This is a genomic window from Chryseobacterium capnotolerans (genome assembly GCF_021278965.1).
Lineage (GTDB): Bacteria > Bacteroidota > Bacteroidia > Flavobacteriales > Weeksellaceae > Chryseobacterium > Chryseobacterium capnotolerans.
This window is the reverse complement of record NZ_CP065589.1, coordinates 4,668,408-4,681,772: the sequence shown is the minus strand read 5'-3', so window position 1 is coordinate 4,681,772 and position 13,365 is coordinate 4,668,408. Positions and strand designations below refer to the sequence as shown.

11 protein-coding genes and 1 pseudogene are annotated in these 13,365 nt (G+C 37.1%); 5 read left to right on the top strand and 7 right to left on the bottom strand.

The window, feature by feature from the left end; genetic code table 11:
* Nucleotides 1-28: 28 nt before the first annotated feature.
* The 3 genes and pseudogenes from H5J24_RS22425 to H5J24_RS22415 all read right to left on the bottom strand — a co-directional run bounded on the left by H5J24_RS22425 (nt 29) and on the right by H5J24_RS22415 (nt 4,276).
* The gene (locus H5J24_RS22425; RefSeq protein WP_068940783.1) at nt 29-2,404 is read right to left on the bottom strand and encodes a transglycosylase domain-containing protein; all 2,376 of its coding nucleotides are present in this window, start codon (nt 2,402-2,404) and stop codon (nt 29-31) included.
* 6 nt (nt 2,405-2,410) lie between these two features.
* Complete coding sequence (locus H5J24_RS22420) at nt 2,411-2,875, bottom strand: gliding motility lipoprotein GldH (protein WP_068940781.1); 465 nt, start codon at nt 2,873-2,875, stop codon at nt 2,411-2,413.
* A pseudogene (locus H5J24_RS22415) lies at nt 2,868-4,276 on the bottom strand (PSP1 domain-containing protein). Before H5J24_RS22415 ends, H5J24_RS22420 begins: the two are co-directional and overlap by 8 nt.
* 475 nt (nt 4,277-4,751) lie before the next feature.
* On the opposite strand from H5J24_RS22415, the gene H5J24_RS22410 reads away from it, so the two are divergent.
* The 5 genes from H5J24_RS22410 to H5J24_RS22390 all read left to right on the top strand — a co-directional run bounded on the left by H5J24_RS22410 (nt 4,752) and on the right by H5J24_RS22390 (nt 10,750).
* Complete coding sequence (locus H5J24_RS22410; RefSeq protein WP_068940777.1) at nt 4,752-5,987, top strand: OmpP1/FadL family transporter; 1,236 nt, start codon at nt 4,752-4,754, stop codon at nt 5,985-5,987.
* 11 nt (nt 5,988-5,998) lie between these two features.
* Complete coding sequence (locus H5J24_RS22405) at nt 5,999-7,555, top strand: SGNH/GDSL hydrolase family protein (RefSeq protein ID WP_068940775.1); 1,557 nt, start codon at nt 5,999-6,001, stop codon at nt 7,553-7,555.
* Nucleotides 7,556-7,640: 85 nt separating this feature from the next.
* Nucleotides 7,641-8,579 (top strand): ribose-phosphate pyrophosphokinase, encoded by a 939-nt coding sequence (locus tag H5J24_RS22400; protein WP_066694282.1) that lies wholly within the window; start codon nt 7,641-7,643, stop codon nt 8,577-8,579.
* Nucleotides 8,580-8,635: 56 nt separating this feature from the next.
* Nucleotides 8,636-9,289 carry a 50S ribosomal protein L25/general stress protein Ctc gene (locus H5J24_RS22395; protein ID WP_068940773.1) on the top strand — a complete coding sequence of 218 codons (654 nt, stop codon included), beginning with the start codon at nt 8,636-8,638 and terminating at the stop codon, nt 9,287-9,289.
* A gap of 240 nt (nt 9,290-9,529) precedes the next feature.
* Nucleotides 9,530-10,750: a cysteine desulfurase gene (locus H5J24_RS22390; protein ID WP_068940771.1), complete on the top strand. Its 1,221-nt coding sequence runs from the start codon at nt 9,530-9,532 to the stop codon at nt 10,748-10,750.
* A gap of 40 nt (nt 10,751-10,790) precedes the next feature.
* Here the strand turns inward: H5J24_RS22390 and H5J24_RS22385 are convergent, their stop codons facing one another.
* The 4 genes from H5J24_RS22385 to H5J24_RS22370 all read right to left on the bottom strand — a co-directional run bounded on the left by H5J24_RS22385 (nt 10,791) and on the right by H5J24_RS22370 (nt 13,300).
* A complete protein-coding gene (locus tag H5J24_RS22385) occupies nt 10,791-11,066 on the bottom strand; it encodes a hypothetical protein (protein ID WP_232815875.1) in 276 nt (91 codons plus the stop codon).
* The gene (locus tag H5J24_RS22380) at nt 11,045-11,410 is read right to left on the bottom strand and encodes a hypothetical protein (protein WP_232815874.1); all 366 of its coding nucleotides are present in this window, start codon (nt 11,408-11,410) and stop codon (nt 11,045-11,047) included. The genes H5J24_RS22385 and H5J24_RS22380 overlap by 22 nt, the downstream gene beginning before the upstream one ends.
* Before the next feature lie 122 nt (nt 11,411-11,532).
* Complete coding sequence (gene hemE / locus H5J24_RS22375; protein WP_068940767.1) at nt 11,533-12,570, bottom strand: uroporphyrinogen decarboxylase; 1,038 nt, start codon at nt 12,568-12,570, stop codon at nt 11,533-11,535.
* 46 nt (nt 12,571-12,616) lie between these two features.
* On the bottom strand, nt 12,617-13,300 hold the full coding sequence (locus H5J24_RS22370; RefSeq protein ID WP_068940765.1) for a uroporphyrinogen-III synthase: 684 nt from the start codon (nt 13,298-13,300) through the stop codon (nt 12,617-12,619).
* Between the last annotated feature and the right edge of the window lie 65 nt (nt 13,301-13,365).

Below are 13,365 nucleotides of genomic sequence, written 5' to 3'. Positions count from 1 at the left end.
AAGGTCTTATGTATTTTTAAAAGAGAATTTATTTATTAAAATCTACCTCGTCGTTTGAATGAAGGTTTTCATTAATGTTTTCCTCTTTCTTCTCTGTTGGTTTTTTAGGAGTTGGATCTGCAGCTCTTGGGTTCTTGATCTCATCAATGGTCTGAAGGCTTCCGTCATCTCCATATCCGCCACCTAATCCTTTAAGGTTTGAACAGCCGTCTTTCCAGTCTGAAGGTTTGGTGAACTTATCATCCGGAGTAATTCCCAGTGTTTTGTCTGCCCAAACTTTCTTCATGAAGATTGCCCATATTGGTAATGCCATTCTCGCACCCTGACCTTCACCGGTTCCAAAGAAGTGAGTTGCTCTGTCTTCCCATCCTACCCAGGCTCCTGTTGCTAGTTTTGGTGTGATTCCCATGAACCAACCATCGGAGTTATTCTGTGTAGTACCTGTTTTGGCAGCAATTTCAACTGCTTTTGAAATTCCTCTTCTTCCCAGTTCTCCTGATGCAGTACCATACTGTGCTACACCTTTCATCAGTTCAATCATGGTGTAGGCATACATTGGGTTCATTACTTCCTTCGGCTCTACGTTAACTTCCTTAATTACTCTACCGTTGGCATCTTCAATTCTCCAGATCATTTCCGGTTTATTGTGGTTTCCATAGTTGGCAAAAGTACTGTAGGCACCTAGCATCTCATAGATGGTAATATCTGATGAACCTAGGGCAATGGTATTGTTTCTAGGGATGTCTTCTGTTACACCAAGATCTCTTGCAGTCTGGATAACAGCATCTACACCTGTCATTTCGATAAGTCTTGCGGCAATCGGGTTCTGAGAGTGTGCTAAACCATCTTTCAAGGTAAGCATTCCACCTCTTCCCGGTACATGCCATCCATTGTGATCATACGTTCCGTTGGAAACTGTTGAGCAAGGAGTCATTCCCAGTTTCATAATTGCTGTTGCATATACGAAAGGCTTGAAGGTAGATCCTACCTGTCTCTTCCCTTGCTTGATGTGGTCATATTGGAAGTGTTGCCAATCGATACCTCCTACCCAGGCTTTAATCTCTCCGGTTCCAGGAACCATTGACATTAGACCTGCCTGTGCAATTTGCTTGTGGTATCTGATAGAGTCCCATGGTGACATTTCAACCTCTTCTTCTCCGGCCCATGTGAACCTCGAAGTTTTGATTGGTTTTTTGAATTCCATCATAATGGAATCATCAGGCATGCCGTCCGCTTTTAACAACTTGTATCGGCCTGTTCTTTTCATAGCCTGAAGCATTACATCATTGATCTGTTTATCAGTAAGGTAATAGAAAGGTCTGTTTTTTCTTCCTCTTTGTTCGGCATCAAATCTTTTCTGAAGATCCGTTAAGTGCTCTTTGATAGCTTCCTCAGCATACTTTTGCATCTTAGAATCAAGAGTTACGTAAATTTTTAATCCGTCTTTATAGAGGTTAAGCTTTTTACCGGTTTCTTTTTCATGAGTCTCAAGATATTTGTCAATCTCTTTTCTCAGGTAGAATTTATAATAAGCAGAATAACCGTCAGTGATACTTTTAATTGGGTGGAAATCTACCTCTACAGGAGTGTTGATTGCTTTTTCATACGTAGCTGCATCAATATATCCTGTTTTCTGCATCTGATCCAATACAACATTTCTTCTTTCCTTTGCTCTTTCAGGATATCTGTAAGGGTTGTTTTTTCTTGGGTTTTCAAGCATGGCCACAAAAGTAGCAGCTTCCGGAAGGGTCAGCTCAGAGGTTTTTTTGTTGAAATAAACTCTGGATGCCATTTCAACACCATTTGCATTGAACAAGAAATCAAATTTATTGAAATAAAGAGTGATGATCTCTTCTTTTGTATATCTTTTCTCAAGACTTACAGCCACCACCCATTCTTTCAGTTTCTGGAATGCTCTTTCAACTTTATTCTGAGAGGCATTTCCTGTAAAAAGAAGTTTTGCTAACTGCTGGGTAATGGTAGAACCACCACCACGTCCTCCACCATAAGCAACAGCTCTGGCAATAGAGTATAAGTCAATTCCTGAATGTTCTTTAAAACGCTCATCCTCTTTCGCCTGAAGGGCATAGATTAGGTAAGGAGGAAGGTCCTTGTATACGATAGGCTGAGTTTTTTCTTTTTCGAATTTACCCAGTGTTACTCCGTCTGAAGATATGATTTCAGAAGCGACGAATATATCCGGATTTTCAAGTTCCTTTACATCCGGCATCTCTCCAAGGAATCCTTGGGAAACCGCAAAGAAAAGTCCTGAAATTCCTAAAACTACCGCAATGAGCCCAATCCAAATAAAGGAGACCCATTTTTTCCAAGAGGTGTTCTTTTTTTTAGGAGGGAGAGGAAATGTTTTCCCCTTATTTCCTGCATTTTTGTTATTTACTTCCATTGATGGTTACGGTTTAGCCGTTTCTATTTTTATCCCAACATCCTCAATTCCAGGAAGGTTATCGTTTCTCATCGCCTGGGTTAGGCCGATTTCATATTTTCCTTTCGCTGGAAACCTATAATTTAATTTATACTGAAACAATGTTTCCTTTGTGTCACCAAAGCCTGTACCGAGCCATTCTCCGTTCGGTTTTGCCAGAACATAATTCAGGGTATCGGTTTCCTTTTTCTTGTTCTGAAGGTTAGTGAAATTCACAATAAACCTTATATTACTGTAAGGATAATTGTTGTTGTTTCTTACGACAAATATAATATTTTTAGGATTCTGCGGATCTGAAATTTCAAGATTAAATTTTTGCTCACTTTTCTTATTCCACTTATTGTCAACGGAATTCATGATAACATCTTCTCCTGAGGAAGAGTTACAGCTAAAGAAAAGGATAAAGGTGAATAATCCTAAAATTTTACGCATTTTTATCTTTTTTTGGAGGATATTTCTTTTTAAATTTTTTCTTGTTTGGGTTGCTTTGTTGAGCTTTGTCTGCATCAGGATTGGTCTCAGCTTTTACTTTTTCCACAGGAGCTTTTTGTTGTTGCTGCTGTTGGGGTTTGGGCTGTCTTGGCTGGTTTCCTGAATTAGCATTCTGGTTTTCGGATTTCTCAGGTCTGTTAGGTCTTTCCTGTCTTTCAGGTCTGTTTTTCTTTTGTCCCTGAGCCTGTCCTTGTCCTTGACTTTGATTATTGTTTGGCTTGTTCTGATTGTTTCTGTTTCTGTTGTTTCTGTTTTTCTTCTCGAAGCGGTCTACATTATTTTCCTGAATCAGGTCAATACTTTGGGTTGATGTTTCAGGCTGTTTCAGATCTTCTAAAGGAAGTATCTTTTCTCCTCTTTTGTTCTTTGAAATCAGTTTTTTAACGAGATCAATATCAAAATCATACCATGCGATAGAATTGTCTACATAAGCAAACCACATTTTTTTCTTGAAAACGTCTATTTTAATACAGAATGCCTTTCCTTTTTCTGTTTCCAGTGTAGTGGAAGAAGAAGGGAAGTTGCTTAGAGCATCCAAATAGCTGTCAAGCTCATAGTTAAGGCAGCATTTAAGCTTACCGCACTGTCCTGCAAGTTTCTGAGGGTTAATACTTAGCTGCTGATATCTTGCTACGTTTGTGTTTACAGATCTGAAGTCTGTTAACCATGTAGAACAGCAAAGTTCACGTCCGCAAGATCCGATTCCGCCTACTTTTGCAGCTTCCTGTCTGAACCCGATTTGTTTCATGTCAATCTTGGTTCTGAAAGCGCCGGCATAATCTTTAATCAACTGTCTGAAGTCAATACGGTTATCAGCAGTGTAATAAAACGTTATTTTTGAAGCATCTCCCTGATATTCAACATCAGTGACCTTCATTTCAAGACCTAATCTTTGAGCAATTTTTCTTGCTTCAAGTTTTACGCCGTCTTCTTTTTTCTCGCTTCCTGCCATACCTCAAGATCCTTTTGGTTGGCCTGTCTGTATATTTTAAGTGCTGATTCTTCAGAAAACTTTTTCTTTTTCATCTGAATCTTTACTAATTCTCCCGTAAGGCTTACTACGCCTACATCGTGTCCCGGACTAGATTCTACTGTAATTACGCTACCTATATGTAAAGGGATATTATTTACATTCTTATAAAACGATTTTCTGTCATTTTTAAACCTAACTTCTACAAAATCACACCTGTTTGGTGCTGGATTGTTGATGTTAGAAAGCCAGTCAAAAACACTTAATTTATAACTATTCCCGCAGGTATTTACATTTTCACAGCCATTTGCGGTTTTTTTAGGACCACAAGAATGTGCAGAATCGCCGGATGTTTTGCATCCACAACTCATATTACTATTATTTATAATCTTGCAAATTTATGTATTTTTATCTTTATGCAATTCTAAAATACTCAAATAACCTGAATTCCGGGTAAAACATTTCTATATTTTGATGGGTAAAAGCTTTTGAAGCTGTAAAAAAGGGCTTCAAATGCTAGGGCTAAATTTTTTTAATCAATTTCTAAACTTAAAATGTTAAATTTAGGTCGGTAAAGAATTTTAACATTTCTTTCTGATTACCCTTCATATTCAACTTTGAATAGATTGTATTTCTCTTTTGTTAAACATTTGTTTGATATTAAACAGAAATAAACATGTTTGTTCTGATTATCTCTAATTGGTTGTGAACTATCGTTTTGTGGCTTATTATGTCTAGAATGCTATTTTAAACATAGTTTTCTTTTTGTATATTGTTTAAAATGTTGGCAAATATTAACAGACGTATTCAAAATAATTTTATATTTGGGTTATATAATAATAGTCTATGAAAAAAATATTAGTATCAACTGCTTTATTGGCGGGCGTTTTATCTTACGCAGGAGGCTTCAGAGTTTCTTTGCAGGGGGTAAAACAATTGGCCATGGCGCATACTAGTGCTCATGCCGAAGATGCAAGTGTGACATTCTTCAACCCGGCAGGTATGTCATTTATTCCTTCCAAGCTGAGTGTAGTAGCGGGAGGATTTGGTGCAAGTAATAAAGTTACGTTTCAAAACTTAAATACTTTGCAGAGTACAGAAACGGATAATCCGCTTGGGACCCCGATCTATGCAGCGATTACTTATAAACCAATAGAAAACCTATCTGTAGGTTTCAGTTTCTCTACACCTTTCGGAAGTACGATTCAATGGCCGGATAATTGGGAAGGCAAAGAAATGGTACAGAAATTAGAACTGAAGAGTTATTATTTCCAACCGATGGTTTCTGTGAAGCTGGCTCCTTGGTTGGCCTTTGGAGCGAGTTATATCTACGCAAGAGGAAAAGTGGATTGGGATAAAGCTGTGACACAATTTAACGGGCAGGTAAATATCAATGACGATAAAGCTAGTGGACATGGATATGGGTTCGGTTTCTATTTCAGACCTGATCCAAAACTGGATGTAAGTATCGCTTACCGTTCAGCAATTGATATGAAAGCTAAAAATGGGACTGCTACATTCAAGTTCCCAACTCAGACTCCTTATTCCTTATTAAAATTAAATGCTGCTGGCCAGGATGGGTTCACAGCTACACTTCCGTTGGTTGAAGAGTATACTATCGGTCTAACTTATAAAGTAACACCAAAATGGCAGGTTTCTGCTGACTTCAACTACCACGGATGGGAAAGATATAGTAAATTAGTATTGGATTTTGCGAATGCACCTATCGGAAATCAAGCAGATCCTACTGTTCTTGTGAGTCCTAAGAACTTCAAAAACTCTAAAACATTCAGATTGGGTACTCAATATGCATTCACTAATATGATCTATGGACGTTTAGGAGCATATTATGATGAGTCTCCTTATACTAACGAAAACTTTATTCCGGAAACTCCTTCTTTTGATACCTATGTAATTACAGGTGGGGTAGGATTTAAACTGAAACAGTTTGGAGTTGACATTGCAGGAGGATATGCAATGCCTCAATATAGAAATGTAAACAATGCTAATCTTGGATTCTACGGACAAGCGAAAGCAAGAGCGTTCTATTTTGGTCTAGGTTTATCTTATAATCCTTTTTAATTTAAAAGACTATGAAAAAAATTATAATATCGACAATAGCAGTTTCTGCGCTTCTTTTTACTGTAACAAGCTGTAAAACTGATTTTGATACCGATGTAAAAGATATACAAGTGTCAAAAGGAAGTGCCGATTTCTCAAAGTATGTTGCTTTAGGAAATTCACTGACTTCCGGATATAGAGATGGAGCGCTTTATATAGATGGGCAAAACGAATCTTATCCATCTATGATTGCCCAGCAAATGAAACTTGTAGGCGGTGGAGAGTTTAAGCAGCCTTTGATGGGAGATAATAACGGAGGATTACTTCTTCCTCTAGGAGGAAGTGCTACACTTCAGATTCAGGATACAAAGCTTTATATAAAAGGTTTCGTTGATGGAGCTCCTGATATCGGTCCGGTCAATGATAATAAAGCAGCTAATTTAGTTACCAATTTTGTGAAAGGACCCTTCAATAATATGGGAGTTCCGGGAGCAAAGGTAGCTCATTTATTAGCACCGAAATATGGTGATGTTGCGGGAATAGCAACAAAAACGGCAAACCCTTATTTTGTGAGGTTTGCTTCGTCACCTAACGCATCTGTAATTGAGGACTTCGTAAGTCAAAATCCTACATTTTTCTCATTGTGGATTGGAAATAATGATGCTTTATTATATGCTTTGGCTGGGGCTGATAGTTCAGTGGAGACTTTAACACCTCCTGCTCAGTTTAAACAATATTACGATTTGTTGATTTCTAAAATTGAAGCAACAAAAGCGAAAGGGGTTATTGCTAATATTCCAAGTGTAACATCTATTCCTTCTTTGACAACGATACCGACAAATCCTTTGACGGCTGCTGTTTTAGGTAAAGGGAATGTTGCTGCTGGAGAAGCTGCCATTGATGATTTAAATAAAAACGTATATGGCCCATTAAGCCAGATTTTAACAGCATTAGGTGCTGGAGACAGAATTCAGCCTCTTTCTAAAACAGCTGCTAATCCATTGCTTATTAAGGATGAAAGTATAGCAGACTTAGGAGCAAAGATTACTTTTGCAGCTGCAAATTCTGGAAATCCAACTTTAGTGATGCTTGCTCCTTATCTTGGAGCTACTTATGGTCAGGCAAGACAAGCGAAATCAGGAGATCTTGTTCCTTTAACAACTAAAGCTGCTATTGGTTCAGTGGAGACTCTTCCTCCGGGAATTCCATCGTCGCTTGGAGCTAGAGGGGTTGCTTATCCGTTTGCTGATAAATATATTTTGATCCCATCTGAGATTAAGGAAATCAATGATGCTATTGATGCTTATAACGTAACTATTAAGGCTGCAGCTACAGCAAAAGGATATGCTTTTGTGGATGCGAATGCTAAACTTAAGCTGTTAGCTGGAGATTCTGGTATTTCATGGGATGGAGTAAGATATACCGCTAAATTTGTATCCGGAGGTGCATTCTCATTGGATGGAGTGCATTTAACTGGTAGAGGATATGCTGTTATTGCTAATGAATTTATTAATGCCATTAATGCAACTTATAAATCATCATTACCACTTGTAAACCCTAATAATTACTCAGGAGTTACACTACCATAATTATTGATTAAATAAAAACTTAGAAACCACAGGAGTAAATCTTGTGGTTTTTTTTTAAATTTGCAAAATCTTTTAAAAAGTAAAAATGGCCGATCAGTTAAGTTATCTATTTTGTACAAGAACCAGCAGGGACTTGGCAGAGAAAATTGCCCAGAGTTATGGGAAAGAATTAGGAAAAATCAACTTTCAGGAGTTCAGCGACGGGGAATTTGAGCCTGTTTTGGACGAATCTGTAAGAGGAGGAAGAGTTTTCCTAATCGGATCTACATTCCCTCCTGCAGACAATCTTTTAGAACTTCTTCTAATGATTGATGCAGCGAAAAGAGCTTCTGCAAAGAGCATTACCGTTGTAATTCCTTACTTCGGACTTGCCAGACAGGACAGAAAAGACAAACCAAGAGCGCCGATCGGTGCTAAGTTAGTTGCCAACCTTCTTACAGCAGCAGGAGCAACAAGAATAATGACAATGGATCTTCACGCAGATCAGATTCAGGGATTCTTCGAAATTCCGGTAGATCACCTTTATGCTTCTACGATCTTTGTTGATTACATTAAATCTTTAAATCTTGACAATCTTACCATTGCTTCGCCGGATATGGGAGGTGCAAAAAGAGCGAAAAACTATGCAGGCCACCTAGGGGCAGAAGTAGTAATTGCTTATAAGGAAAGAAAGAAAGCAAACGTTGTAGAAGAAATGTTCCTTATTGGAGATGTTACAGGTAAGAATGTAATTCTTATTGATGATATGATCGATACTGCAGGGACTCTTTGTAAAGCAGCGGACATCCTGATTGAGAAAGGAGCAAAAACAGTAAGAGCTATGGCAACTCACGGAGTGCTGTCAGGAAAGGCTTACGAGAATATTGAGAACTCAAAAATCTTGGAAGTTATTGTAACTGACTCAATTCCTGTTAAAAATAATTTGTCATCTAAAATAAAAGTGCTATCTTGCGCCCCGTTATTTGCGGATGTTATGACCATGGTTCATGAGCACAAATCAATCAGTAGCAAGTTTGTTATTTAATTGATTTTTAATAGTTTGCAAATTAAAATAAGAACAAATTTTTAAATTTTTTATAAATGAAATCTATTACAATTCAAGGTACAAAAAGAGAAAGCGTGGGCAAAAAGTCTACAAAAGCTTTACGTGATGCTGAATTAGTTCCTTGTGTTGTTTATGGAGGTGAAGCGCCTTTAAACTTCTCTGCTGAAGAGAAAGCTTTCAAAGGATTAGTATACACTCCTGAAGCACACACGGTATCTATTGAAGTTGACGGAAAAACAATTCCAGCAGTTCTTCAAGATATTCAGTTCCACCCAATTACTGACAAAATTCTTCACATTGACTTCTATCAATTATCTGATGATAAGCCAGTTGTTATGGAGGTTCCAGTAAGAATTACAGGTCGTTCTAAAGGTGTTGTTGCTGGTGGTGTTTTACGTCAGTCTTTCAGAAAGCTAAAAGTAAAAGCGATCCCTGCTAACCTACCTGACGAGGTGGTTGTAGATGTTACTCCATTAAGAATCGGTAACAAACTTTACATCGGTGGTATCAAAACTGAAGGATATTCTTTCATGCACCCAGACAACGCAGTTGTAGTTGCTGTTAAGATGTCTAGAAATGCAATGAAAGGTGGTGCTGCAGCAATGGATGAAGAAGATGAAGAAGAAGCAGAAGAAGTTGCAACTCAATCTCCTGACGTTCCAACAACAGAAGAGAAATCTGCAGAATAAGCATTGCTTATTTAAACAATACAAGACCTGTCAATTTATTGACAGGTTTTTTTGTTCTTTGTTCAGAAGCTGAGCCGCAACATTTTATCTTCTCATCTTATCAGCTTTCTTTACTATAAATCATTGAATATTTCTATCGGCTGACAAGTATCATCCTGTATCTTCATACTTCCTTTCGAAAAAAAAGCCGTAAATTTGAAGAGTTCTAAATAAGGACGTTTTAATTTAAAAAATAAATAAATGTTTGACATTCATGAAATAAGAAGCCAGTTTTCTATATTGGACAGAGAAGTGAATGGTAAGCCATTGGTTTACCTGGATAATGCAGCTACATCTCAAAAGCCAAATTCGGTTTTAGAAGTCTGTCACGCATATTATACAGAACTTAATGCGAATGTTCACAGAGGAATTCATACATTAAGCCAATTAGCAACGGAAGAAATGGAGCTTTCCAGAAGAAAGATTCAAAAATTCATTAATGCTGAACACGATTTTGAAGTAATCTTTACTAAAGGGACAACAGAAGGATTGAACCTCATCGCTTATATTTTAACACAAAAATTACAAAAAGACGATGAGATCATTATTTCTTATCTTGAACATCACTCGAATATTGTTCCTTGGCAGCTGCTTTGTGAAAGAACAGGTGCAAAACTTCGTGTGATTCCTATTGACGAAAACGGTATCCTTCAATTAGATTATCTTGATCAGTTTCTTAGTGAAAAAACTAAAATAGTTTCTGTAAATCAGGTTTCTAATGCCTTGGGGATTGTAAACCCTATTGAAGAAATAATTGCCAAAACAAGAAAAAATTCAGCCGCATATATCGTTATTGATGGGGCGCAGTCTGCTCCTCACTTCAATATTGATGTTCAGAAGTTAGATTGTGATTTCTTTGTATTCTCAGGACATAAGATGTATGCTCCGATGGGAACAGGAGTTCTATATGGAAAACGTGAAATATTGGAAGCTTTACCACCATTCCATGGAGGAGGAGAAATGATTGCAACATGTTCTTTTGACGGAACAACTTACGCAGGACTTCCATTTAAATATGAAGCAGGAACACCTAATGTGGGTGGAAATATTGCTCTGGGAGCTGCTGTTGATTTTATGAACAGAGTAGGGCATGAGAATATCCAGAATCATGAAAATGCTTTATTGGAATATGCACAAAGACACCTTTTAGAAATTGAAGGTCTTAAAGTATATGGTGAAAAAGCGAAGAGAACAGGTGTTGTTTCTTTTAATCTGGAAGGAGTAGGGATTTCTTCTGATGTAGGGATGATCCTGGATAAAATGGGCGTTGCTGTAAGAACGGGGCACCACTGTACGCAGCCTATTATGGAATTCTTTAATATTGCTGGAACCGTAAGAGCCAGTTTTGCTGTTTATAATACTTTTGAAGAAATAGACCTTTTGGTAGAAGGAGTGAAGAAAGCACAGCGAATGTTGTCGTAATAAAAATTAACCTCTGATTGTTCAGAGGTTTTTTTATATTTTATTTCCAGAATTTCCACCATTTTTTATCTCGGGAATTATTATTTTGAATGTTTTCAGGAGTATCATTATCTCCATAAGTTAATGAGTATTCTTTCACATTCATTAATTTTTTGATTCTCTTAGCATGTGGGCTATGATTTAATATTTCATCAGTCAGCATGCAGAAAAGGACTTTTTGATTTTGAGAAAAGCGTTGATAGTTTCTTTCGATAAAATTCAGAATCTTTAGCTGATGTTCGCCATGTTCTTTCGCTATTTTGATATAGATAACCAAAGCTTGCTCCTTTTTACCGCCGTCCTGAGCAAATAGGGCGTTTTCAATATATTGAAAATTTTCTTTTTGCTTTTTCCATACATTTGAGGGATTGTGATATCTGAGAAAAATTCGCTGTATTCTTTTGAATGAGCGGCATAAATTCTTTCGTACAGTAAGATATCAGTGATCTCATCTATATTATCGCATTCCAAAGCAATTTCTTTAAGCTTCTTAAATGATTCAATAAAAAGACCTATATCTCCATTTTTCTTGTATTCAATGACTTGGTCTACGCATATAGAGATTTTGTCATATAGCTCAACATTGATTTCCTGTTTTTTCTCTTCACTGGTTTGATTCACAAAGTTCATGAAATCCTCAAATCCGGGATTTTTTCATTTTCCATAGGTTATTTTTGATATAAAAGCCTCATAAGTTTTAAACTTATGAGGCTTTTTATTTAGAATGTTATATTCATTTTGTATTAAAATTCAGAATTTGGTTTCCAGTCAACAACTGCTCTGATGAATGCCTCAGCATTTTCAACAGGAACATTAGGAAGAATACCATGTCCTAGATTAGCAATATATCTGTCTTTTCCGAAGCGGTTAATCATTTCATTCACCATCTTCTTGATCGTTTCAGGAGTTGAATGTAATCTTGCAGGATCAAAGTTTCCTTGCAGAGTCATTGTATGGTTAGTTAATGTTCTTGCGAATTCTGGCTTAATCGTCCAGTCAACACCAAGAGCTGAAGCTTTAGACATAGTCATATCTTCCAATGCAAACCAGCATCCTTTTCCAAATACCACCACATGAGTAAGAGGGCTTAATGCTTCAACGATCTGGTTGATGTACTGCCAGGAGAATTCCTGATAATCCGTTGGAGAAAGCATTCCTCCCCAAGAGTCAAAAATTTGTACAGCAGAAACACCTTTTTCCACTTTTCTCTTCAAATAAGCAATTGTTGTATCAGTGATCTTTTGAAGTAATAAATGAGCTGCTTCAGGCTGTTGGAAGCAGAAAGATTTTGCAATATCAAAAGCTTTACTTCCTTTTCCTTCTACACAGTAGCAAAGTATAGTCCATGGAGATCCGGCAAAACCAATCAACGGAATGTCATTATCTAATTTCTGAAGTGTTAATTCAATAGCATCAAAAACGTATCCTAAAGTATCATTCACGTCCGGAGTTTCGATATTCTGAACCTGTTCCATAGTTCTGATTGGTGTATCTAACCAAGGTCCAACAGATTCTTTCATTTTGAAATCGATTCCCATTGCCTGTGGAACTACCAAAATATCAGAAAACAGGATCGCTGCGTCTAAAGGAAATCTACGGATAGGCTGCATAGTAATCTCAGCCGCTAGTTCAGGTGTCTGACATCTTGTAAAGAAATCATATTTATCTCTTAAGGCAATGAATTCCGGCAGATATCTTCCAGCCTGCCTCATCATCCAGACAGGAGGTCTTTCAACGGTTTCTCCGCGAAGTGCTTTTAAATATAGGTCGTTTTTTATCATAATCTATTTAAACTAATATCACCGCATAAATCCGGTAACAGATATTTTAAAGTTGGCTCACTATTTCATTTCGTATCAGCTCAAAGATAGAATTCAGCGTGTTTTCTTCAGATGTGAAAATGTTTTCGTGAGTGTAATTTCTCAATTCCCCAGACGTGGTTTCTCCAATAGAAAACAGCTTCATTTCTTTCAGGGAATTTTGCTTTGCAAAACTACGAACTCCGCTTGGACTAAAAAATACTGCGGCATGATATTTTTCAGAAATTAAAGGATAGATTTCCTCGGTGTTGTAGATCGTAATCTTTTTATACTTAATATTTTGAAGAGGAAGCTCCTTGTCAAGAACATTAATGGCAAGATTGCCACAGAAATGAAGAAACTGTTCATGCTGGCAGTTCCCGATAATGAATCTTGAAAGAGCATCTGCATTCCTTACTACTTTAAATGTTCCAAAGCCGTGTTTTCTTAATGCTTTCTTGGTTTTCTCTCCAACACAGTAGATCTTGTTGTAATTTTTAGCCGTGAAATTTTCATTAGGCTTAAATTTGTTTTTGAAAAATGAAGCCACACCATTCACGCTGGTAAAGATCAGTGAATAGTTTTTCAGATCAAATGGGCTGATCAGAATAGGCTTGGTCTTAATTACCTCAACACAATCAACCAAAATATCCTCTCCTAATTCTTTGGATATTGTTGCTTGGTCTATATTTTTGGTAAATAAGATTTTCATGTCTGTTGGATTAGAAAATGGAAAGGGTTAAAAAGAAATTAAAAATCTAAAATTGAAGTGAAAAT